Origin of the sequence: Streptomyces sp. NPDC088910, from assembly GCF_044749865.1 — a bacterium.
Taxonomy (GTDB): Bacteria; Actinomycetota; Actinomycetes; order Streptomycetales; family Streptomycetaceae; genus Actinacidiphila.
Window position 1 is genome coordinate 360,407 of sequence record NZ_JBIVIV010000003.1, and the last position, 22,627, is coordinate 383,033.

The window sequence follows — 22,627 nt, forward strand, 5'->3', positions numbered from 1 at the left end:
CTGGTCCGCGGCTTCGAGGGAGTCGAGCCGGCGCGGGAGGCGGGCGCCGGCCCGGGCGGGGGTCAGTCGAGGCAGAATTCGTTGCCCTCCGGGTCGGTCATCACGATGTGGCCCGGACTGAGGAGGGCGGGCTCGTGGCGGGCGAGGCGGGTGGCGCCGAGGGCGACGAGGCGGTCGGCCTCCTTCTCGTGGGCCGCCATCCGCTCGTCGCCCTCCAGGCCGGGGGCGGCGCGGACGTCGAGGTGGACGCGGTTCTTGGCCTGCTTCCCCTCGGGGACGCGCTGGAAGAAGAGCCGGGGCCTGACACCCGAGGGGTCGACGGCGGCGGAGCGTTCGTTGCGCAGCTCGGGCGGTACACCCATCGACTCCAGGGCCTCGTCCCAGGACGAGAAGCCCTCGGGCGGGTCCTGGAGCCGGTAGCCGAGGGCCTCGGCCCAGAAGACGGCCAGCGCGTTCGGGTCGGCGCAGTCGAAGGTGATCTGGATGTCGCGGACTTCCTGGTGCTCGTTCATGATCCCAGCGTGACGCATATAGCGGACAGATACGTTCCGTGATGGCCGGGCGGTGTGGAACGATCACCCGATGACCGTAGAAGCGACGACCGAACGGGTGCTGCGGCTGCTGTCGCTCCTCCAGCACCGCTCGTCCTGGACGGCCGGTGAACTCGCCGCCGAGCTGGGCGTCACCGACCGCTCGGTGCGCCGCGACGTGGAGCGGCTGCGCGCGGTCGGCTACCCCGTGCACGCGGTCCCGGGCGTCGGCGGCGGCTACCGGCTCGGCGCGGGCACCCGGCTGCCGCCGCTGCTGCTGGACGACGACGAGGCCATCGCGACGGCGGTCTCGCTGCGGCTGGCGTCGGGCGGCACGGTCGCGGGCGCGAGCGAGGCGGCGCTGCGGGCCCTCGCCAAGCTCGACCAGGTGATGCCGCCCCGGCTGCGCGCCGAGGTGCGGGCCGTCCAGGGCGCCACCGACACCCTGGTGGGCCCCACCGACGAAGTCGACCCGGACCTGCTGATGACCTTCGCGCGGGCCTGCCGGGACACCGTACGCGTACGGTTCGCGTACAGCGGCCGGGACGGCGGCACGGCGCGCGAGCGTACGGTCGAGCCGGTGCGGATGGTCACCACGGGACGCCGCTGGTACCTGATGGCCTGGGACGTCGACCGCGACGACTGGCGCACCTTCCGGCTCGACCGGATGCGCGACGCGCAGACGACCACCTGGCGCTTCCGGCCCCGCGAGCACCCCGACCCGGTCGCCTACGTGCGGCGCTCCGTGACCGAGTCCCCGTACGCGCACCTGGCCCGCGTCCGGCTGCGCGCCCGGACGGAGCTCGTGAGCGACATGGTGCCGCCGCAGGTCGGACGCGTCGAGGACGACGAGCGCGACGGCTGGTGCGTCCTCGTCATCGGCGCGGATTCCCTGGAGGTGACCGCCGCCCGCGTGGCCGCGCTGGGCTTCGAGGCCGAGGTGCTCGAACCGCCGGAGCTGCGCGAGGCCGCCGCCCGCCTGGCCCGCCGCCTCGCCGCCATGGCGGAGGGCGGCTGACCTCAGCCGGTCGGCGCGACGGTGTCCGTGGGTGCGGGGCCGGTGGCTCCGGGGCCGGTGGCTCCGGCTTCCGTCGTCGGCGGGGTGAAGGTGCCGGTCCTGGTGGGGGCGGCGCCGGAGGGGGTGAGGTTCGGCGGAGAGGAGACGTCGGCCGATGACGAGTCCGTCGTCGGCGGAGTCGTCGGGGTATCCGTGTCCGTCGGCGACGGCGACCCGGTATCGCTCGGCGTCGGACTACTTGTCACCGTCTTCGTCGGCTTGGTGGACGACGTGTGAGTCGGGCGAGTCGTCGTGTGCGGCGGCGAGGGCGGCGTGTTCCCGCCCGGTGCCGACGTCAGACCGCCGTCAGGGGGCGTGAACGGGGCTCCGGGGGCCGTTGTCGGGCCGCCCGTCGTCCCGGCCGGTGTCGACGGCGTCGGGGACGTGGCGGAGGCGGACGGCGAGGCGGCCGTGGGGCCGTCCGTCGAGGGATCGTCCGTCGGGGCGTCGGTCGAGGGGTCGTCCTGCTGGGCGGACTCGACCGGCTGGACCTGGTTGGGCTTGGGGCCGTCGCCCGAGGTGGCGCCCATGGTGACGATGGTGGCGAGGGCCGCCGCGAGCGCGACGCCGGTGCCGACCACCACCAGATTGCGGCGTCGGCGGTGCGTGGCGGGGCGCCCGGCCTCGCCCTGCGGTGCCGGGGCGCCGCTCTTGTTGATCACCGTCAGCGGCGTCGTGGCCGCCGTGATCGCGAGCGGCGCCGTACCGCCGGAGCCGCCCGGCGGGAGTTCGAGCAGCGCGGGCAGGTTCGGGAGGCCGCCGCCGTCACGGTCGTTGACCAGCGCGAGCGTACGGCGGCCGACGACGGTGCCCTGCCGGTCGGCGAGGGCCCCGCGCAGGGCGATGGACGCCTCCAGTTCGGCGCGGGCGCGGTCGGTGTTGCCGGTGCACAGCGCGAGGACGCCCAGCTCGTGGTGGAAGTACGCCTCTTCGGCGACCTCGCCCGACAGCCGTGCGGCCTCCTGGCCGATCCGCAGTGCCCGCTCCCAGGCGCCCCAGTGCAGCGCGGCGGCGAAGGCGGGCGCGACGGTGCGGGCGAGCAGGACGGCCGCGCTGGGGTTGCCGCCGTCGCGGCAGGCGGACATCGCGGCGAGGATCGCCTCGGACTCGGCGGCGGCGCGCTCGGGGCCGACCGAGGGGTGCCCGGTCCACCAGGCGTAGTGCAGGGCCGCGGTGTGCGACTGGACCGCGCTCAGCTCGCCGTCGGCGGTGAGCCGCGGCGCGAGCTGCTGGACGACTCCGGCGGCGAGGCGGAAGTGCGCGGAGACCGGTACGGCCAGGCCGACCGCGGTGAGTTCGCCGAGGGCCGCGTCGCCGTGGGTGTCACCGACGAGGGCGGGCAGGTGCGAGGGGTGCGGGCACTCGCCGTCGAGTGCCACGGCGAAGGCGAGGGCTTCGCGGGCCGATTCGCTCAGCCTGCTGGCGAGCAGTTCCGCGGGTGCCGCGCTCTCGGCGAGCGACGGCAGCGGCAGGTCGACGGGCGGGCCGGTGTATCCGGCGGGGCCGGGCTTGGGGGCGGACCCCGGTATCTCCGGTGTCGCGGAAGTCGCCGCGGTGTCCGGGCCGGTGGAAAGCGCGTCCTCGGGGTCCTCGGCGCCGTGCCCGGAGGCTGCGTCGGGACCCTGGAGTATGTCGAAGCCGGTGAGGTCGGGTATGGGCGGCGTTCCGGCGCCCTGCGGGCCGGTCGGCGAGCCGTTCTCCCACACCGAGTCGTCCCAGTCGGGCTCGGGCGGCTGGCGCAGCGCGTCCCGCTGCCGCAGCAGCGCGCCGGCCTGCACGAAGCGCAGCGGCAGGCCCTCGGACTCGAACCACAGGTCGGCCGCCCACGCGGTCTCGTCCTCGCCGAGGGGCCGCCCGGTGACGAATTGCAGCAGGTCAACGCAGGCGACGCGGGTCAGGCCCGACAGGAAGACCTCTTCGATCATCGAGTCGGCGGACGGTGTGGTGACGTCGGGCGTCGCGGACATCAGGAAGGCGCACTCGGGGGCCGCGGAGAGCAGTTCCTCCAGCCCCGCGCCGCCGAATTCCAGGTCGTCGATGACGACGACGGCGCCGGTGTCGCGCAGCAGGCCCGGCAGGTCCGCGCGGTCGGGGCGGTGGCCGTCGGTGGCGTAGACGGTGGCGAAGAGTTCCTGGAGCACGTCGGCGGGGGTGCGGCGGTAGCCGGACAGCCAGAGCACGCCGTCGGGGGCGAGGTCGGCGCAGGCGTTGGCGACGGACTCCAGCAGCGCGGTGCGGCCCGCGCCGGACGGTCCGGTGACCCGTACGGAACGGCCCCTGGCCAGCAGCCGGATCAGCCGCTCGCGCTCCTCGTCGCGCTCCAGCAGCGGCAGTTCGGGGGCGGGCGGTCCCGGCGGCGGCGAGGGGCGGCCCGCGGCCAGGTGCGCGACGCGCTCCTCGGAGGTGCGGCGCAGCGGCAGCGGGCGCTCGGCGGGCGGGCAGAGGGTGACCTCGGTGCCGTCGACCGGGTTGACGGTCAGCAGGTAGTCGGAGGTGGTGACGCGCAGCACGCGGGCGTTGCCGCCGCTGGAGGTGCCGCCCAGTTCCGGGGTGAGCGGGTCGCGGGAGGCGCGGGGGCCGCGCAGCGCCAGGGTGCTGTCCGTGAGGGCGGGCAGGGACCCGGTGGCGTGGCCGTTGCCGTGGCCATTGCCGTGGCCATTGCCGTGGCCGTGGTCGGCGGGGGCACTGAAATCGGAGCCGGAGCCCGCGGCGAAGTCGGAGCCGAAGCCGGTTCCCGGGCCGGGCGTGGGGGCCGGGCCGAAGTCGGCGGCGAAGTCCGCGCCGTGCCCGAATTCGACGCCCTGGCCGAAGTCGGGGCCGGTGGCGGGGCGCGCGTCGGCGTCGGCGACCGTCAGGTCGTCGACGTCCGGTATCGGGCGTTCGCCCGACTCGCCGGTGCGGTGGTCCATCTCGTACGCCCCCCAGGTGCGTGACGTGCGGGGGCCCGATCGGGCCGCCCTGTGTCCGCTGCCGGACCCGGCCCGATTCCCCTTTTCTGGCGTACGGGGTGGCACGCCTGCTGGCAATCTGCGGCAAACTCTAAAGGCTGCCACAGTATTCATGAAGTGCCGGGGCCACGGTGCCGCCCTTACGTCACCTTTCGGCCTCGATCGCGAGGATTCGGTGCAGCCGGGTGGCGACCAGCAGGCGCTGCATTCGCGGCGGGACCCCGCGCAGCACGAGCCTCCGGTTGGCGCGGCCCGCTCTGCGGTGGGCGCCCATGATCACGCCGAGACCGGTGGCGTCCCACGAGTCCAGCTCCGTGAGATCGAGCACCAGGTCCCCGCGGCCGGAGTCGACGGCGGTGTGCAGGGCCGAACGGGCGTCCGCCGCGCTCCGGACGTCGAGGCGGCCCCCGACGACCAGCTCGGCGTGGTCGCCCTTGATGTGCATAGTCGCTCCCCGAGGAGTGCCGGCTCGTGGGCCCGGCTCGTGGCATGGCCGCCGCGGGACGGCGACGGCACGGATCATCCGTATGTCTTCACACAACTGACGGTCCGTCGTATGGAGAAGTTGCCGTCTGTGAGCGAACCGATACCGAATTCACTCCTGGGGGTGACGTTGTTTAGTACGCGTGCCCAGGATGCGCGTTCCGTACGGTGCCCCGGTGCGGGTGGAAACTCAGTACGAGTAGAAGCCCTTGCCGCTCTTGCGGCCGAGGTCGCCCGCGTCGACCATGCGGCGCATGATCTCCGGCGGCGCGAACTTCTCGTCCTGCGACTCGGTGTAGATGTTGCCCGCGGCGTGCAGCAGGATGTCCACGCCGGTGAGGTCGGCGGTGGCGAGCGGGCCCATCGCGTGCCCGAAGCCGAGCTTGCAGGCGATGTCGATGTCCTCGGCGGAGGCGACGCCCGACTCGTAGAGCTTGACGGCCTCGACGACCAGGGCCGAGATCAGCCGGGTGGTGACGAAGCCCGCCACGTCGCGGTTGACGACGACGCAGGTCTTGCCGATCTCCTCGGCGAAGGCGCGGGCGCGCTCCAGCGTGGCGTCGCTGGTCTTGTAGCCGCGGACAAGCTCGCAGAGCCGCATCAGCGGGACCGGCGAGAAGAAGTGGGTGCCGACGACGCGTTCGGGGTTGCGGGTGACGGCGGCGATCTTGGTGATCGGGATTGCGGAGGTGTTGGAGGCGAGGACCGCGTCGTCGCGCACGATCGTGTCGAGGGCGCGGAAGATCTCCTGCTTGACCTCGATCCGCTCGAAGACGGCCTCCACGACGATGTCCGCGTCCGCGGCGGCGTCGAGGTCGGTGGTCGCGGTGATCCTGGCCAGCGCCGCCTCGGCGTCCGCCGCGTCCAGCTTGCCCTTGGAGACGAACTTCTCGTACGAGGCGCGGATGCCGTCGGTGCCGCGCTTGAGCGCCGCGTCGGTGACGTCCCGCAGGACCACGTCGTACCCCGCCTGGGCCGACACCTGCGCGATACCGGAGCCCATCAGTCCCGCTCCGACGACGGCGAGCTTCTTCGCCACGGCACACACCTCTCCATTGGGGCCGAGCCATTGCGGCCGACTGGCCGAATTCGCTGATCTCGCCGGACCTTAACGCCCGTTCACCTCCGCGCGCAGCAGGAAGTAAGCGGTGTCACCGTGTGTCCTTCGTCGCACTGGGCGTCAACCGGCTGTCGGACGGGGGCGGGAGACGGCCCGTCGGGCGGGCACGCTCTACGCTCGACCGTATGGTCAACCTCACCCGCATCTACACCCGTACCGGCGACGACGGCACCACGGCGCTCGGCGACATGAGCCGGACCGCGAAGACCGACAGCCGGATCGCCGCCTACGCCGACGCCAACGAGGCCAACGCCGCGCTCGGTGTGGCGCTCGCGCTCGGCGCGCTGCCCGAGGAGGTCGCCACCGTCCTGGTGCGCGTGCAGAACGACCTCTTCGACGTCGGCGCCGACCTCGCCACTCCGGTGGTCCCCGACCCGGAGTACCCGCCGCTGCGGGTCGAGCAGACCTATGTCGACCGGCTGGAGGAGGAGTGCGACCGCTTCCTCGCCGATTTGGAGAAGCTCCGCAGCTTCATCCTCCCCGGCGGCACGCCCGGCGCCGCCCTGCTCCACCAGGCGTGCACCATCGTCCGCCGCGCCGAACGCTCCACCTGGGCCGCTCTGGAGGACCACGCGGACACGATGAACCCGCTCACCGCGACCTACCTGAACCGGCTCTCCGACCTGCTGTTCATCCTCGCCCGCACCGCCAACAAGTCCCGCGGGGACGTCCTGTGGATCCCCGGCGAGAACCGCTGACACCAGGGGCCCGACATGGTCCAGACCTCTTGACCGGTGGTCCAGACCTTTCTAGGCTCCGGCTGACCCATACGGCCGGGGGTCGACACCGCCGCCCGTCGGCCTCCGGTCCTCACCGGGCGCGCCCGGGAATCCGCCCGGCCGAAACCCGCGCCGAGCGACGCACCGGCCCCTGAAACGCGCGAAGCCGCGCCTCCCAGAGGCACGGCAAGGAACAGGTGCTACGCCACGTTGACCCGCTGGCCGGGCGGCGCCGCTTCGAGCCAGGCGAGGAAACCCGTCAGGGCGTCGTCGCTCATCGCCAGCTCCAGCCGGGTGCCCTGATGCTCGCAGGAGAGCACCACCGCGTCCGACAGCAGGGCCAGCTCCTCCGAGCCCTGCGGGTCCCGGCGCCCCAGTACCTCGATCGCCGGACGCAGCAGCACCCGCCGCGGGCGGGGCGCGTACGAGAAGACCCGGAACCACTCCACCCGGTCACCGCTGTAGCGCGCGACTCCGTACACCCAGCCCTTGCCGCCACCGCCGGCCGGCTCCGCGTCCTGCTCGGGAGCGGGGCGCAGGCTGCAGTCGAAAGTGCCGCCTGGCCGTTGGATCAGCCGGCGGCGCAGTCCGAAGACGAAGAGTCCGAGCAGCGCGGCGGCGATCACCGCGCCACCCACCTCAAAGGAGAGGATCACGTCCACCGACCTCCTCGCCTAGAAATGGGTTACTGCCCTTGCTGTACCGGAGCCGCGGACCGCCCCAGGAGGGCAGTCCGCGGCACCGTGGTCGTTCGGTCACGCCTGGTACGTCTGCTGATGCGGTTGTGGTGGTGCGGTTGCCCGGTCAGCCGGTCGCGCCGACCCGCGGACCGTCCTGCGGACCGGTCAGTGCGCTCCCGCGGCGGCGGCGAGCCGGACCTCGGCGCGGCGCTCGGCCGCGGCGTCGGTCTCCGACTTCGACCGCTCAAGAGCACGCTCGGCGCGCGCCACATCGATCTCGTCCGCCAGCTCCGCGATCTCCGCGAGAATCGAGAGCTTGTCGTCGGAGAAGGAGATGAAGCCACCGTGCACGGCGGCCACGACAGTGCCGCCGTCAGAGGTGCGCACCGTCACCGGGCCGGACTGGAGCACCCCGAGGAGCGGCTCGTGTCCCGGCATGATGCCGATGTCACCCGACGTGGTACGGGCGATGACCATGGTGGCCTCGCCGGACCAGACACTACGGTCCGCGGCGACCAGCTCGACGTGAAGATCGGCCAAGACGGCTCCTCGGGTTGGCACCCACCGTCCTCAGTGGATGCGTAAGACACAGAATAAGGGGTGCGAGAGGGGGCGGGCGCCCCGGGGCTTCGCCACGGGACTCACCGCCCCCCTCTTACGCTGTCGCGCGCGCTCCTACCGACGCGGACGCGCGGCCTGCGCGAGGCTCCCGCGTCAGTTGACGCCGAGCTTCGCCGCGTTGGCCTTGAGGTCGTCCAGGCCACCGCACATGAAGAACGCCTGCTCCGGGAAGTGGTCGTACTCACCGTCGGCGATGGCGTTGAACGCGGAGATCGACTCGTCCAGCGACACGTCGGAGCCGTCGACACCGGTGAACTGCTTCGCCGCGTGGGTGTTCTGCGACAAGAAGCGCTCGATCCGGCGGGCGCGGAAGACGGTGAGCTTGTCCTCTTCGCCCAGCTCGTCGATGCCGAGGATGGAGATGATGTCCTGGAGGTCCTTGTACTTCTGCAGGATTCCCTTGACGCGCATGGCGCAGTCGTAGTGGTCCTGCGCGATGTAGCGCGGGTCCAGGATGCGGGACGTGGAGTCCAGCGGGTCCACCGCGGGGTAGATGCCCTTCTCCGAGATCGGCCGCGAAAGCACGGTCGTCGCGTCGAGGTGGGCGAAGGTGGTCGCCGGGGCCGGGTCGGTCAGGTCGTCCGCGGGGACGTAGATCGCCTGCATCGAGGTGATCGAGTGACCACGCGTCGAGGTGATCCGCTCCTGGAGCTGACCCATCTCGTCGGCCAGGTTCGGCTGGTAACCCACCGCGGACGGCATACGGCCGAGCAGCGTGGAGACCTCGGAACCGGCCTGCGTGAAGCGGAAGATGTTGTCGATGAAGAACAGCACGTCCTGCTTGGCCACGTCACGGAAGTACTCCGCCATGGTCAGACCGGCCAGCGCCACGCGCAGACGGGTGCCCGGGGGCTCGTCCATCTGACCGAAGACCAGCGCGGTCTGCGGCAGCACGCCCGACTCGGCCATTTCCGCGATGAGGTCGTTGCCCTCACGGGTGCGCTCGCCGACACCGGCGAACACCGAGACGCCCTCGTGCAGCTTGGCCACACGCATGATCATTTCCTGGATGAGCACGGTCTTGCCGACACCGGCGCCGCCGAACAGACCGATCTTGCCGCCCTTGACGTACGGGGTCAGCAGGTCGACGACCTTCAGGCCGGTCTCGAACATCTCGGTCTTCGACTCGAGGTCGTCGAACTTCGGCGCCTTGCGGTGGATCGCCCAGCGGTCGGTGACCTCGGACTCGGCCTCCGGCTCGTTCAGGATCTGGCCCAGGGTGTTGAACACCCGGCCCTTGGTGACGTCGCCGACGGGCACCGTGATGCCGTCGCCGGTGTCGGTCACCGGGGCCTGGCGGACCAGGCCGTCGGTGGGCTGCATCGAGATGGCGCGGACCAGGCCGTCGCCGAGGTGCTGCGCCACCTCCAGCGTCAGCGTCTTCGTGCCGGACTCGGCGCCCGTGTCGGCCACGTCGACGTGCAGCGCGTTGTAGATCTCCGGCATCGCGTCGACGGGGAACTCCACGTCGACGACCGGGCCGATGACCCGCGCGACGCGGCCGGTGGCCGTAGCGGTTTCAACAGTGGTGGTCATAGTGGTTAGTCACTCCCCGCGTTCGCGTCGGCCAGCGCACTGGAGCCGCCGACGATCTCGCTGATTTCCTGGGTGATGTCGGCCTGTCGGGCCGCATTGGCAAGCCGCGTGAGCGACTTGATGAGGTCTTCCGCGTTGTCGGTCGCGGACTTCATCGCACGGCGGCGGGCCGCGTGCTCCGAAGCCGCCGCCTGGAGCAGCGCGTTGAAGATGCGGCTCTCGACGTAGCGAGGCAGCAGCGCGTCCAGCACACCCTCGGCGGAAGGCTCGAACTCGTAGAGCGGCAGGATCTCGCCCTTGGCGGCCCGCTCCTCGGCACCGGCGGCGGCCGTCTCGTCCAGCGAGAGCGGCAGCAGCCGGGCGTCGACCGGGGACTGCGTCATCATCGACACGAACTCCGTGAAGACGATGTGCAGTTCGTCCACGCCACCGTCGGCCGTGTCCTTGAGCACCGACTCGATCAGCGGCGCCGCGACCTTCTTGGCGTCGCCGTAGCCGGGGCTGTCGGAGAAGCCGGTCCAGGACTCGGCGACCGTCCGCTCGCGGAAGCTGTAGTACGCCACGGCCTTGCGGCCGATGAGGTACGAGTCGACTTCCTTGCCCTCCGCGCGCAGCCGCTCGATGAGCCGGTCGGCCGCCTTGATCGCGTTGGACGAGTAACCGCCCGCCAGACCGCGGTCGCTCGTGACGAGCAGGACCGCGGCGCGGCTCGGGTTCTCGGCCTCGGTGGTCAGCGGGTGCTTGGTGTTGGAGCCGGTCGCCACCGCCGTGACCGCACGGGTCAGTTCATCGGCGTACGGGGACGAGGCCGCCACCTGGCGCTGCGCCTTGACGATGCGCGAGGCGGCGATCATCTCCATCGCCTTGGTGATCTTCTTCGTGGCGGTGACGGACTTGATCCGGCGCTTGTAAACCCGAATCTGTGCGCCCATGCGATCAGCCCTCGACCAGCAGCGCGCCCGAGGACGTCTCGAACTGCTTCTTGAAGGCGGCGACCGCGTCGGTGAGCACCTCGACGGTCTCGTCCGGCAGCTTGCCGGTCTCGACGATCGCGGTGAGCAGCGACTTGTGCTCGCGGTGCAGGTAGTCGAGCAGCTCGCGCTCGAAGCGGCGGACGTCCTCGACCGGTACGTCGTCCAGCTTGCCGGTGGTGCCGGCCCAGATGGAGACGACCTGGTCCTCGATCGCGTACGGCGCGTACTGGCCCTGCTTGAGCAGCTCGACCATCCGCTGGCCGCGCTCGAGCTGGGCCTTGGACGCCGCGTCCAGGTCGGAACCGAAGGCGGCGAACGCCTCCAGCTCGCGGAACTGGGCCAGGTCCACGCGCAGCCGTCCGGCCACGCCCTTCATGGCCTTGATCTGCGCGGAGCCGCCGACGCGGGAGACCGAGATACCGACGTTCAGCGCGGGGCGCTGACCGGCGTTGAACAGGTCCGACTCCAGGAAGCACTGGCCGTCGGTGATGGAGATGACGTTGGTCGGGATGAACGCCGACACGTCGTTCGCCTTGGTCTCGACGATCGGCAGACCGGTCATCGAACCGGCGCCCAGGTCGTCGGAGAGCTTGGCGCAGCGCTCCAGCAGGCGGGAGTGCAGGTAGAAGACGTCGCCCGGGTAGGCCTCGCGGCCCGGCGGACGGCGCAGCAGCAGGGAGACCGCGCGGTAGGCGTCGGCCTGCTTGCTCAGGTCGTCGAAGACGATCAGTACGTGCTTGCCCTGGTACATCCAGTGCTGGCCGATGGCAGAACCGGTGTACGGGGCGAGGTACTTGAAGCCGGCCGGGTCGGACGCCGGGGCGGCGACGATCGTCGTGTACTCCAGGGCGCCGGCCTCCTCCAGCGAGGCGCGCACGCCCGCGATGGTGGAGCCCTTCTGGCCGATGGCGACGTAGATGCAGCGGACCTGCTTCTTCGGGTCGCCGGAACGCCAGTTGTCGCGCTGGTTGATGATCGTGTCGATCGCCAGGGCGGTCTTGCCGGTCTGCCGGTCGCCGATGATGAGCTGGCGCTGGCCGCGGCCGATCGGGGTCATCGCGTCCACGGCCTTGAGGCCGGTCTGCATCGGCTCGTGCACCGACTTGCGCTGCATGACCGTGGGGGCCTGCAGTTCAAGGGCGCGGCGGCCGTCGGTCTCGATCTCGCCGAGGCCGTCGATCGGGGTGCCGAGCGGGTCCACGACCCGGCCCAGGTAGCCCTCGCCGACCGCGACGGAGAGCACCTCGCCGGTGCGCTGCACCGGCTGGCCCTCCTCGATTCCGTTGAACTCGCCGAGGACGATCGCGCCGATCTCGCGCTCTTCCAGGTTGAGGGCGAGACCGAGGGTGCCGTCCTCGAACTTCAGCAGCTCGTTCGCCATGGCCGAGGGCAGACCCTCGACCTTCGCGATGCCGTCTCCGGCAACGCTGACCGTGCCGACCTCCTCGCGCGAGGCGGCGTCCGGCTTGTACGACTGGACAAAGGTCTCCAGCGCGTCCCGGATCTCCTCCGGCCGGATCGTGAGCTCCGCCATCTGGGTTCCCTGCTCTCCTTGTTGGGCCCGAAAGTCTTCTTGGGGGTTTCTGGGGTCAACCCCCAGAAAGGCTCTGTTAGGCTCCGTCGGCCCAACTCGGGCCGCTCGTACTGCGTCGTCGTGCTTCGTACTGCGTTCTGCGTGGCTGGCGCCGCGCGGTCCTGGTGGAGCGACCGGCTGTCAGCCCGCCATCCGCCGGGCCGCCTCGTCGAGACGGTCGGAGATGGCTCCGTTGATGACCTCGTCACCGACCTGCACCCGGACTCCGCCGAGGACCGTGGGGTCCACGTCCAGGTTCAGATGCACCTGGCGGCCGTAGATCCGGGCCAGTGCGGCGCCGAGGCGCTGCTTCTGCTGGTCACTGAGCGGAGTCGCCGACACCACTTCCGCGACCATCCGGTCACGGCGGGCCGCGGCCAGCTTGGACAGGGATTCGATCCCCGACTCCAGGCTACGTCCCCGCGGCGTGGTGACCAGCCGGACGACCAGCCGTTCGGTGACCGGATTGGCCCGCCCGCCGAGCAGCGTGCGCAGCAGTGCGGCCTTGGCCGGAGCGCCGACGACGCGGTCGGTGAGAGCGGAGCGCAGTTCGGTGCTGCCGGAGACGATCCGGCCGAAGCGGAACAGCTCGTCCTCGACGTCGTCGAGGTGACCGGCCCGCTGGGCGGTGGCGAGGTCGGCGCTCGACGCCAGCTCCTCGACCGAGTCGACCAGGTCGCGCGAGCGCGACCAGCGGGACCTGACCATGCCGGTGAGCAGGTCGAGGCTTTCGCCGCCGATCTGGCCGCCGAGGAGCTGCCGCGCCAGCGACGCCTTGGCCTCGCCGGACTTCGCCGGGTCGGTCAGGGCGCGACGGAGCGTGCCCTCGCGGTCCAGCAGCCCGGTGACGGCGGCCAGGTCCTCGGCGAGCTTGGCCACGTCGACGGACTGGACGTCCGTCAGCGCGTCGAGCCGTTCGCGGGCCGCGCCCAGCGCGTCGCGGCTCGCGCCGTTCATCGCGCCGCCTCGGCCGTCGCGGAACCGGCGGCGGGAGCCGCGTTGTCCAGGCCGTCGAGGAAGCGGTCGATGGTGCGGCTCTGCCGGGCGGAGTCCTCCAGGGACTCACCGACGAGCTTGCCCGCCAGTTCGGTGGCGAGCTTGCCGACGTCCTGGCGCAGCGCGGCGGCGGCGGCCTTGCGGTCGGCCTCGATCTGCGCGTGACCCGCGGCCACGATCTCCTCGCGCTGGCGCTGGCCTTCGGCCCGCATCTCCGCGATCAGCGCGGCGCCCTGCTCCTGCGCCTCCTGGCGCAGTCGCGCGGCCTCGTGCCGGGCCTCGGAGAGCTGCTCGCGGTACTGCTCCAGCGTCTGCTGGGCCTCGGCCTGGGTGGCCTCGGCCTTCTCCATGCCACCTTCGATGGCCTCACGGCGCTCGTCCAGAACCTTGTTGATGTTCGGGAGGAGCTTCTTGGCGAGGAAGAAGAAGACGATGGCGAAGGCGATCAGGCCGATGATGAGCTCGGGGATCGGCGGGATGAGCGGGTTCTCCGCTGTCGCCAGCGGTACCTGGGCGATCACATCAGTGCCTTCCGTCTAGGTTTCTGTTCGTCGGCCGGGATCAGGTGGCCGGGTAGACGAACGGCATGACCAGACCGATGAGGGCGAGCGCCTCACAGAAGGCGAAGCCGAGGATCTGGTTGGCGCGGATCAGACCGGCCGCCTCGGGCTGGCGGGCGAGGGCCTGGGTGCCGTTACCGAAGATGATGCCGATGCCGACGCCGGGGCCGATGGCCGCGAGGCCGTAACCGATCGAGCCGAGGTTGCCCTTGATCTGGGTGGCGGCGAGCGTCGCGTGCGCGAGAGCGGACATGCCGGTTCTTCCTTATCTTTCTCGGACCGGTGGGGGTTGGCCACCGGACATCTATCGGGTCGTGGGGGCGGTGCTCAGTGGTGCTCGGCGAGCGCGCCCTGGACGTAGCTACAGGCCAGGAGCACGAACACGTACGCCTGAACGGCCTGGATGAACAGCTCGAAGGCGGTCATCACGATGGTCATCACGAACGAGACGCCCGCGTAGGCGATGCCGATGCCGTTGAGCATGTACCAGCTCGCGATGGTGAACAGCAGCAGCAGCGTGTGACCGGCGAACATGTTGGCGAAGAGCCGGACCGCGTGGGTGAAGGGCCGCACCAGGACGTTCGAGAAGAACTCGATGGTCATGGAGAGCGGCAGCACGGCGCCGAGTGTCTTGTCGTAGCCGGTGATGTTCTTCAGGCCGCCGACGAAGCCGTGCTTCTTGAACGTCAGGTACATCCACGTGACGTAGACGATCGCGGCCAGCCCGACGGGGAAGGCGATGATCGACGTCACGGGGAACTGGGCGACCGGGATGACCGACCAGATGTTCATGATCCAGACGAAGAAGAACAGCGAGACCATCAGCGGGACGTACTTCTCGCCGACCTTCTTGCCGAGCGTCTCGTAGACGATGCCGCGGCGGACGAAGTCGTAGCCCGCCTCGCCCACCATCTGGACCTTGCCCGGGACCACCTTGGGCTTGTTGAACGCGGCCCAGAAGAATCCGACGACCACGATCGTGCTCAACAGCGCCAGCAGCATCGGCTTGTTGAAGTGGAAGCTGCCGATCGAGAAGATCGGCTCGAAGACGAACGAGTGCAGTCCGGGGGCCGGGAAGCCGCACCCGTCGAAGAGGTGGCAGTTCGTCTCGAAGGCGAGAACCTGGTCAGCACTCACCGCGAGCTCCTTCAGCGTGGCGCATGGGTACGGCAACCTCGATGTGTCGGCGGGCCTGACGGCCACGGAACGGCACTGGACTGGTGGGTCGGATGTGTACGCGGCGAGTCGGCGCTGAACCGAGCGGCAGGGCAGGCTTGAGCGCCGCTCGCGGCAGCTCCGCCGCAGTTGAGTCCGGACGATAGCAAACGAGCGGCAGGGTCTTTACACCGGCCCTACCGAACCCGCGGCTCACGACGGTGTTCCCGCCGACTCGGGCTCGACGTAAAGGATCTTGGTCTTCATGTGCGCGCGTGCCTGCGCGGCGATCCAGACGAGCGCAGCGGCCAGCAGCGAGAAGGCGAACGCGCGGGTGTTGAAGAGCGAGGTGTGCTTGAACACCGCGAGCACGATCGCCAGCAGCAGGATCTGCACGGTGTAGAGCACGAGGCCCATCATCTGGAACAGCGACGGGTACGCCTTGGCGGTGCGCTGGAGCACCACCATCCCGATCGCCATGAAGGCGATCACGACCAACGTGCCGGCGGCGGCGCCGATCGCTCCCTTGCCACCGGCCACCGCTCCGCTCACAGCGGTGGCGATGACACCGGCCGCGGCAGTGGGGACGGTGCAGTTGAGGAGAGTTCGGACGTCGTTGGACTGCATGGTGGCAGCTCCTCCGGCGGGAGTTGGGGAAAGCGGGTGTCGTCGGAGACGAGCGTAATCCGGGTTTGGGGACGTGCCTCACGCCGGAAGACCATCTCACTACGGTCTTTCGGCTTGTTTCCCGGGTTTCGTGAACGGTATCACAAAGTATTTAGCCAGGGCTTTACCATGGAGATGTGCTCACTGTCACACGGGAGAGGTATCGACACGCCGTTCAACTGACGTCCTATTTGCCCACTTCGGGGAAATTGCCGGATATGCCGGACTTAAAGGACTTTATCGATGACGGTCAACTACCGGCTGCCGACGCCGCTCAGAGCCTGCCCGACACCTACCGGCGGCTCTCGACGGGACGCCGGTCCGGCAGCCGCGAACGGTCGCCGATCGCCGTCGATCCGTGCAGCGGCGGACGGTCCTCGGAGCGCATCTCCCGCTCGGCCGCGGCAGCGGCGGCGGCCAGCCGGCGGCGTCGGCGCCGGTAGCGCGGCGGTACGAACGCCTCGGCCCAGTGCGGCGCGCGCGGCCGGAACCGCGGCAGCAGCAGGACCAGCAGACCCAGCGCGCTCAGGCCGACGATCACCATGACGATGCCGAGGCTGGAGGAGTTCACCGAGAACGCCACCGCGGAGAAGGCGAACAGCGCCGACCAGAAGTACATGATCAGCACGGCCCGGCTGTGCGAGTGCCCGATCTCCAGCAGCCGGTGGTGCAGGTGGCCGCGGTCGGCGGCGAACGGCGACTGCCCCTTCCACGTCCTGCGGACCACGGCAAGCACCAGGTCGGCGGCCGGGATCGCGATCATCGTCAGCGGCAGCAGCAGCGGCATGTAGACCGGCACCATGAAGTGCACGGTGCTGCGGCTGGAGCCGGTGAAGTCGGTGATGGCGTCCGGGTCGACCTGCCCGGTGATGGAGATCGCGGACGAGGCGAGCACGAGGCCGATCAGCATCGACCCCGAGTCGCCCATGAAGATCCGCGCCGGGTGGATGTTGTGCGGCAGGAAGCCCACGCACATGCCGATCAGGATCGCGCTGAACAGCGTGGCGGGCGCGGCGGCCTCGACGCCGTAGCCGTACCACATGCGGTACGCGTACATGAAGAACGCGATGGCGGCGATGCAGACGACGCCCGCGGCCAGACCGTCGAGGCCGTCCACGAAGTTGACCGCGTTGATGGTGATGACGACCAGCGCGACCGTCAGCAGCGTCGACTGGATCGGGGTGAGCGCGACCGGGCCGACACCGGGCACCGGCAGCCACAGAATGGTCAGGCCCTGGAAGACCATCAGACCCGCGGCGATCATCTGCACGCCGAGCTTGACCAGCGCGTCGACGCCCCACTTGTCGTCCAGCACACCGAGCAGCCAGATCAGCCCGGCGCCGGACAGCAGCGCGCGCGGCTCGTTGGACTGCGAGAACACGTCCCCGATGTTGCTCAGGTGCGCGGCGACCAGCAGACCGGCGCACAGCCCGCCGAACATCGCGATGCCGCCCAGCCGGGGCGTGGGCTCGCGGTGCACGTCACGCGCGCGGATCGGCGGCATGGCGCCCGCCGCGATGGCGAACTTCCGTACCGGGCCGGTCAGCAGATACGTGACGGCGGCGGCGACGCACAGGGTCAGCAGATACTCGCGCACGAGCAGCCTCCGACGACTTCGGGGGCGTAGCAGCGCTGCGCACACGTCCGGGGGATCCTCACAGCGTCACACCCTAGTGGTGGCCGGGCCGAGACGGCGAACATCAATCAAGACTCACAGGGAGGGCCCACGGTTGCACACCGGCTGTACGGGGAATGTGAAGGGGTTGTCCCGGGCGTGCCGTCGCGGGCTCAGACGGCCGCGGGGATGCCCGTCAGGGCGGTGACGACGGGGTCGAGCGCGGTGTGGATCTCGTCGCCGATGCTGCGGAAGTACGAGATGGGAGCGCCGTACGGGTCGTGGACCTCGTCGGCGTCGGGGCTGGGCGCGAGCAGCCAGCCGCGCAGCGCGGCGGCGGCGCCGACCAGGGCGCGGGCGCGGTCGGTGACACTGCCCTCGGGCAGCGTGGTGGGGTCTATGGCCCGCACCAGGCGGGTGAACTCCTTGAGCGTGAAGGTACGCAGACCCGCCGCGTGTCCCATCGAGATCACCTGGGAGCGGTGGTCGCGGGTCGCGGTCAGGACGAGGTCGGCGTCGATCACATGGTCGTCGAGCAGCTCCCGGCCGGTGAAACCGGTCGGGTCGGCGCCGTACTCGGCGAGTACGGCGGCGGCGTGCGCCTCCATCGGCGCGCCTTCGTGGCCCCAGGTGCCCGCGGACTCCACGACGATGCCGGTGGCGCCGTCGCCGAGGCGGCGCGCCAGCCCATGCCGCGTCAGCCGCTCGGCCATCGGCGAGCGGCAGACGTTGCCGGTGCAGACGTGGAGGATGCGGAAGGCGTCACCGCCCTGTCCGGGGAGGGTCCCCGCGCGGGCGGCGAGGCCCGGTATGCCACGCCCGTCGGGCGCAGTCAACTGCGCTCCTCCAGGTCGGGGACCACCTTGCGCAGCTCCTCCGCACTGATCGCCCCGGCCCGCAGCAGTACCGGGACCTTCCCCGTCACGTCCACGATCGAGGAGGCGACGGCGGACGGGGTGGGGCCGCCGTCGAGGTAGACCGCCACGGAGTCGCCGAGCATGCCCTGGGCGGCGTCGCAGTCCTGCGGCGAGGGGTGTCCCGTGAGGTTGGCGCTGGAGACGGCCATCGGCCCGGTGGCGGTCAGCAGCTCGATCGCGACCGGGTGCAGCGGCATCCGGACGGCGACGGTGCCGCGGGCGTCGCCGAGGTCCCAGTTGAGCGACGGCTGGTGCTTGGTGACCAGGGTGAGCGCGCCGGGCCAGAAGGCGTCGACGAGCTCCCACGCCTGCTCGGAGAAGTCGGTGACGATGCCGTGCAGGGTGTTCGGGGAGCCGACCAGGACGGGCGAGGGCATGTTGCGCCCGCGGCCCTTGGCCTCCAGCAGGTCGCCGACCGCCTCGGCGTCGAAGGCGTCCGCGCCGATGCCGTACACGGTGTCGGTGGGCAGGACGACGAGTTCACCGCGCTTGACGGCCGAGGTGGCCTCGCGCAGGCCGGTGGCCCGGTCGGTCGCATCCGAGCAGTCGTATCGCCGTGCCATTAGCTGACCTCCAGAAGATGCTGTGTCCCCGTCATGGTGTCGCCTTACGGGCCGTGGTGAAACGGGGGCGGTTGTTGAGATCGGGGTGGTCGGCCGCGTCCGCCCAGCCCGCGTCCTCCTTGAAGATCCACGGCACTTGGCCGCCCTGGGAGTCGGCGTGCTCGATGACGACGACGCCGCCGGGCCGCAGCAGCCGGTGCGCGGTGCGCTCGATGCCGCGGATGGTGTCCAGGCCGTCCTCGCCGGAGAACAGGGCGAGTTCGGGGTCGTGGTCGCGGGCCTCGGGCGCCACGTACTCCCACTCGGTGAGCGGGATGTAGGGCGGGTTGGAGATCACCAGGTCGACGTGGCCGTTGAGTTCGGGGAACGCGGTCAGCGCGTTGCCCTGCCGCAGGTCGACCTTGCTGCCCTCGACGTTCTTGCGGGCCCACTCCAGGGCGTCCTCGGACAGCTCCACGGCGTGCACCCGCGAGCGCGGCACCTCCTGGGCCAGCGCCAGCGCGATGGCGCCGGAGCCGGTGCACAGGTCCACGATCAGCGGTTCCGCGACGTCCATGGCGCGTACGGCGTCTATCGCCCAGCCGACCACCGACTCGGTCTCCGGGCGGGGCACGAACACCCCTGGCCCCACCTGGAGTTCGAGGTAGCGGAAGAAGGCCCGGCCGGTGATGTGCTGGAGCGGTTCGCGTGCCTCGCGGCGCGCCACGGCCTCCCAGTACCGGGCGTCGAACTCGGTGTCGGCGACGCCGTGCAGTTCGCCGCGCTTGACCCCGTGGACGTACGCGGCGAGTTCCTCGGCGTCGAAGCGTGGCGACGGCACGCCCGCGTCGGCCAGTCGCTGGGCGGCCTGCGCCACCTCGGCGAGCAGCAGGTTCACTCTGCCTTCCCCCCTTAGCTGCCGTCGCCAGCGGCGGCCAGTTTGGCCGCCGAATCGGCGTCCACGCAGGCCTGGATCATCGCGTCCAGGTCCCCGTCGAGCACCTGGTCCAAGTTGTACGCCTTGAAGCCGACCCGGTGGTCCGAGATGCGGTTCTCGGGGAAGTTGTACGTACGGATGCGCTCGGAGCGGTCGACGGTACGGACCTGGCTGCGGCGGGCGTCGGAGGCTTCCTTCTCGGCCTCCTCCTGCGCGGCGGCCAGCAGCCGGGAGCGCAGGATGCGCATCGCCGACTCCTTGTTCTGGAGCTGGCTCTTCTCGTTCTGGCAGGAGACGACCAGGCCGCTGGGGAGGTGTGTGATGCGGACCGCGGAGTCGGTGGTGTTGACGGACTGGCCGCCGGGGCCCGACGAGCGGTAGACGTCGATCCGCAGGTCGTTGGGGCCGATCTCGACCTCGACCTCCTCGGCCTCCGGGGTGACCAGCACGCCGGCCGCGGAGGTGTGGATACGGCCCTGCGACTCGGTGGCGGGCACCCGCTGGACGCGGTGCACGCCGCCCTCGTACTTCATACGGGCCCAGACGCCCTGGCCGGGCTCGTGGTTGCTCTTGGCCTTGACCACGACCTGGACGTCCTTGTAGCCGCCGAGGTCGGACTCGTTGGCGTCGAGGATCTCGGTCTTCCAGCCGACGCGCTCGGCGTAGCGCAGGTACATCCGCAGCAGGTCGCCGGCGAACAGCGCGGACTCCTCGCCGCCCTCCCCCGCCTTGACCTCGAGGATGACGTCCTTGTCGTCGCTGGGGTCGCGGGGCACCAGCAGCAGCCGCAGCCGCTCGGTCACCTCGTCGCGCTGCTTCTCCAGGTCCTTCACCTCGGCGGCGAAGTCCGGGTCGTCGGCGCCGAGTTCGCGGGCGGTACCGATGTCGTCGCCGAGCTGCCGCCAGGAGCGGTACGTGCTGATGATGGGGGTCAGCTCGGCGTAACGCTTGTTCAGCTTGCGGGCGTTGGCCTGGTCCGCGTGGACCGCGGGGTCGGCAAGCTGCTTTTCGAGGTCGGCGTGCTCGCCGATCAGTTCCTCGACCGCCTCGAACATCTTCGGTTCCCTAGCTGGATGAAGTGGCTGCCTGGCCTGGCTGGCCCGGGACGACAAAGCGCCGGTCCGGTCACCCATGACTGGGCGACCGGGAACCGGCGCTTGCGGGTCGCTACTTCTTGGCGGACCCGGCGGCCTTGCCGAAGCGGGCCTCGAAGCGGGCCACACGGCCGCCGGTGTCGAGGATCTTCTGCTTGCCCGTGTAGAACGGGTGGCACTCGGAGCACACGTCGGCGCGGATCTGGCCGCTCTTCTCGGTGCTGTGAGTGGTGAACGAGGCGCCACAGGTGCAGGTGACCTGGGTCTCGAAGTACTCGGGGTGGATGCCTTGCTTCAAGGGATGCTCCTAGGTTCGGGAGGGCGCCGGGTCGTACCGCGGGTTTGCGTGCACGTGAACCGGAGCCAGCGGTCCAGTCTGCCAGGACTGGCCGTATCTCCCAAAACGAGGGGTGGGCCCGGATAATTCCCGGCCCGAAAGCGCAGGTCGGAGCGGGTGCGGGGCGCGGGCCCCGGAGCGGGCCCGGGGCGGGCCCGGGGCGGGTCCGGCCAGGTCAGGGCGTGGTGCTCGGGCTGAGGCCCGGGCTCGGCGAGGTGCCCGGGTCCGCGGTGGCGCCGGCCCCGACCACCTTCTTGGCGTTGACCTCGTCGGCGGCCGAGCCCTTGGTGGCGGCGGCCGGGATCGGCCGGTCGGCCCGCAGCGCGGCCCACACCATCGCGGCCTGCGCGGGCATCGGCTCCACCCGGTTGGGATCGCTGACCGCGTACTGGACCGGCAGTGTCACCATGTGGACATTCGTCGAGTCCAGGCCGCGCACGCTCTCCGCGAAGCCCATCAGGGAGCCGACCGAGGCGAGGTCGGAGTCGGTGGTGATGGCGCTGGTGGCGGTGTCGGCGACGTCGATCAGCTTGGTGGGGCTGGTCAGCAGGCCGAGCCCGCTCACCCGGTTCATCAGCGCCTTCATGAACGCCTGCTGGAGCTGGATCCGGCCCAGGTCGCTGCCGTCGGCCACGCCGTGCCGGGTGCGGACCAGGCCGAGCGCCTGCTCGCCGTTGAGGGTGTGGGTGCCCGCGGCCAGGTCCAGGTGGCTCTTGGTGTCGTGTATGGCCTGGGTGGTGGTGAGCGGGACGCCGCCCAGCGCGTTGATGAGGTTCTTGAAGCCGGTGAAGTCGACCTCGATGTAGTGGTCCATCCGCAGGCCCGTCATGGCCTCGACGGTCTTGACCGCGCAGGCCGGGCCGCCGACCTCGTAGGCGCTGTTGAACATGACGCTCCGCACGGCCGGTGCGGTGCCCCCGCCGGGCTTGGCGCACACGGGCCGGGGGACGAGGGTGTCGCGCGGGATGCTGACCACGCTGGCGGCCTTGTGGCCCTTGTTCAGGTGCACGATCATCGCGGTGTCCGAGCGGGCGCCGCCGCCCGCGTGGCCGTACTCGCTGTTGGCGCCGGACCGGGAGTCCGAGCCGAGCACGAGGATGTCCATCGCGCCGTTGCCCAGGGCCGCGGGGCGGTCGGTGCCGAGCGCGGAGTCGATGTCGACGCTCTTGATGTTGCCGTTGAGCCGGAAGTAGAGATAGCCCGCGCCCGCGCCGCCGAGCAGCACCAGGCCCGCGGTGCCCCAGGCGACCACGCGCAGCACCCGGCGGCGCCGGGTGCGCTGGTGCCGCCTGCTGCCCTTGCCGTCGCTGACGGCAGTGGCCCCGGTCGGCAGCTGGTCCTCGGACATGGCTCCCTCCGTTTCCTGGGCGTCGTGGGCGTGCACGGTCTTCGTGGGCTTCGCCGGCGTCACGGTCTTCGTGGGCTTCGCGGGCATTCGTCCCGAAGTGTCAGACGCTCCATCCTCCGCCGAGGTTCCCCTTCCCGGCATCCGGGGAGACCGGGAGAAGACGTGCGAGCGCCCGCGTACCCCCAGGTCAGGGGGTACGCGGGCGCTCTTTTGATCACC

The 22,627-nt window shown here is 70.9% G+C and carries 23 protein-coding genes; 2 read left to right on the plus strand and 21 right to left on the minus strand.

Features of this window, described 5'->3' with window-relative positions; translation table 11 throughout:
* Positions 1-62: 62 nt before the first annotated feature.
* A complete protein-coding gene (locus ACIP4Z_RS09925; protein ID WP_355344157.1) occupies positions 63-512 on the minus strand; it encodes a VOC family protein in 450 nt (149 codons plus the stop codon).
* 70 nt (positions 513-582) lie between these two features.
* Between ACIP4Z_RS09925 and ACIP4Z_RS09930 the strand changes: the two genes are divergently transcribed.
* Positions 583-1,548, plus strand: a complete 966-nt coding sequence (locus tag ACIP4Z_RS09930) for a YafY family protein (protein ID WP_355344160.1) — start codon at positions 583-585, stop codon at positions 1,546-1,548.
* 2 nt (positions 1,549-1,550) lie between these two features.
* Here the strand turns inward: ACIP4Z_RS09930 and ACIP4Z_RS09935 are convergent, their stop codons facing one another.
* The 3 genes from ACIP4Z_RS09935 to ACIP4Z_RS09945 form a co-directional block, all read right to left on the minus strand.
* Positions 1,551-4,496, minus strand: coding sequence for an ATP-binding protein (locus ACIP4Z_RS09935; RefSeq protein WP_401306287.1), 2,946 nt, complete (start codon positions 4,494-4,496; stop codon positions 1,551-1,553).
* 184 nt (positions 4,497-4,680) lie between these two features.
* Positions 4,681-4,980, minus strand: a complete 300-nt coding sequence (locus tag ACIP4Z_RS09940) for an STAS domain-containing protein (RefSeq protein ID WP_188281939.1) — start codon at positions 4,978-4,980, stop codon at positions 4,681-4,683.
* A gap of 228 nt (positions 4,981-5,208) precedes the next feature.
* Complete coding sequence (locus tag ACIP4Z_RS09945) at positions 5,209-6,057, minus strand: 3-hydroxyacyl-CoA dehydrogenase family protein (RefSeq protein WP_401306290.1); 849 nt, start codon at positions 6,055-6,057, stop codon at positions 5,209-5,211.
* Positions 6,058-6,263: 206 nt separating this feature from the next.
* On the opposite strand from ACIP4Z_RS09945, the gene ACIP4Z_RS09950 reads away from it, so the two are divergent.
* Positions 6,264-6,836, plus strand: a complete 573-nt coding sequence (locus tag ACIP4Z_RS09950; RefSeq protein WP_355344170.1) for a cob(I)yrinic acid a,c-diamide adenosyltransferase — start codon at positions 6,264-6,266, stop codon at positions 6,834-6,836.
* 221 nt (positions 6,837-7,057) lie between these two features.
* Here ACIP4Z_RS09950 and ACIP4Z_RS09955 read toward each other — a convergent pair whose 3' ends face one another.
* The 17 genes from ACIP4Z_RS09955 to ACIP4Z_RS10035 form a co-directional block, all read right to left on the minus strand.
* Positions 7,058-7,513 carry a DUF2550 family protein gene (locus ACIP4Z_RS09955; protein ID WP_391044592.1) on the minus strand — a complete coding sequence of 152 codons (456 nt, stop codon included), beginning with the start codon at positions 7,511-7,513 and terminating at the stop codon, positions 7,058-7,060.
* A 189-nt stretch (positions 7,514-7,702) separates the two neighbouring features.
* The gene (locus tag ACIP4Z_RS09960; protein WP_355344176.1) at positions 7,703-8,077 is read right to left on the minus strand and encodes a F0F1 ATP synthase subunit epsilon; all 375 of its coding nucleotides are present in this window, start codon (positions 8,075-8,077) and stop codon (positions 7,703-7,705) included.
* A 174-nt stretch (positions 8,078-8,251) separates the two neighbouring features.
* The gene (gene atpD, locus ACIP4Z_RS09965; RefSeq protein WP_355344179.1) at positions 8,252-9,694 is read right to left on the minus strand and encodes a F0F1 ATP synthase subunit beta; all 1,443 of its coding nucleotides are present in this window, start codon (positions 9,692-9,694) and stop codon (positions 8,252-8,254) included.
* A 5-nt stretch (positions 9,695-9,699) separates the two neighbouring features.
* Positions 9,700-10,626, minus strand: a complete 927-nt coding sequence (locus ACIP4Z_RS09970) for a F0F1 ATP synthase subunit gamma (protein ID WP_391044588.1) — start codon at positions 10,624-10,626, stop codon at positions 9,700-9,702.
* 4 nt (positions 10,627-10,630) lie between these two features.
* Positions 10,631-12,202: a F0F1 ATP synthase subunit alpha gene (atpA, locus tag ACIP4Z_RS09975; protein ID WP_355344185.1), complete on the minus strand. Its 1,572-nt coding sequence runs from the start codon at positions 12,200-12,202 to the stop codon at positions 10,631-10,633.
* A 180-nt stretch (positions 12,203-12,382) separates the two neighbouring features.
* Positions 12,383-13,198, minus strand: a complete 816-nt coding sequence (locus tag ACIP4Z_RS09980; protein ID WP_401306294.1) for a F0F1 ATP synthase subunit delta — start codon at positions 13,196-13,198, stop codon at positions 12,383-12,385.
* Positions 13,195-13,758, minus strand: coding sequence for a F0F1 ATP synthase subunit B (locus ACIP4Z_RS09985; protein WP_188281951.1), 564 nt, complete (start codon positions 13,756-13,758; stop codon positions 13,195-13,197). The genes ACIP4Z_RS09980 and ACIP4Z_RS09985 overlap by 4 nt, the downstream gene beginning before the upstream one ends.
* Positions 13,759-13,798: 40 nt before the next feature.
* Entirely contained in the window at positions 13,799-14,050 is a 252-nt protein-coding gene (atpE, locus tag ACIP4Z_RS09990) for an ATP synthase F0 subunit C (protein WP_188281952.1), read from the minus strand.
* 74 nt (positions 14,051-14,124) lie between these two features.
* On the minus strand, positions 14,125-14,949 hold the full coding sequence (atpB, locus tag ACIP4Z_RS09995; protein WP_391044822.1) for a F0F1 ATP synthase subunit A: 825 nt from the start codon (positions 14,947-14,949) through the stop codon (positions 14,125-14,127).
* A 216-nt stretch (positions 14,950-15,165) separates the two neighbouring features.
* On the minus strand, positions 15,166-15,579 hold the full coding sequence (locus ACIP4Z_RS10000; protein ID WP_188281953.1) for a hypothetical protein: 414 nt from the start codon (positions 15,577-15,579) through the stop codon (positions 15,166-15,168).
* Positions 15,580-15,910: 331 nt separating this feature from the next.
* Positions 15,911-17,215, minus strand: coding sequence for an MraY family glycosyltransferase (locus tag ACIP4Z_RS10005; protein ID WP_188281954.1), 1,305 nt, complete (start codon positions 17,213-17,215; stop codon positions 15,911-15,913).
* Between the two features lie 191 nt (positions 17,216-17,406).
* Positions 17,407-18,069, minus strand: coding sequence for a protein-tyrosine-phosphatase (locus ACIP4Z_RS10010; protein WP_188281955.1), 663 nt, complete (start codon positions 18,067-18,069; stop codon positions 17,407-17,409).
* A complete protein-coding gene (locus ACIP4Z_RS10015) occupies positions 18,066-18,713 on the minus strand; it encodes an L-threonylcarbamoyladenylate synthase (protein WP_188281956.1) in 648 nt (215 codons plus the stop codon). Before ACIP4Z_RS10015 ends, ACIP4Z_RS10010 begins: the two co-directional genes overlap by 4 nt.
* Before the next feature lie 31 nt (positions 18,714-18,744).
* Positions 18,745-19,590 (minus strand): peptide chain release factor N(5)-glutamine methyltransferase, encoded by an 846-nt coding sequence (gene prmC, locus ACIP4Z_RS10020; protein WP_188281957.1) that lies wholly within the window; start codon positions 19,588-19,590, stop codon positions 18,745-18,747.
* Between the two features lie 14 nt (positions 19,591-19,604).
* A complete protein-coding gene (prfA, locus tag ACIP4Z_RS10025) occupies positions 19,605-20,684 on the minus strand; it encodes a peptide chain release factor 1 (RefSeq protein WP_355344200.1) in 1,080 nt (359 codons plus the stop codon).
* A gap of 112 nt (positions 20,685-20,796) precedes the next feature.
* Entirely contained in the window at positions 20,797-21,021 is a 225-nt protein-coding gene (gene rpmE / locus ACIP4Z_RS10030; protein ID WP_188281959.1) for a 50S ribosomal protein L31, read from the minus strand.
* 214 nt (positions 21,022-21,235) lie between these two features.
* The gene (locus tag ACIP4Z_RS10035; RefSeq protein WP_391044579.1) at positions 21,236-22,408 is read right to left on the minus strand and encodes an LCP family protein; all 1,173 of its coding nucleotides are present in this window, start codon (positions 22,406-22,408) and stop codon (positions 21,236-21,238) included.
* Between the last annotated feature and the right edge of the window lie 219 nt (positions 22,409-22,627).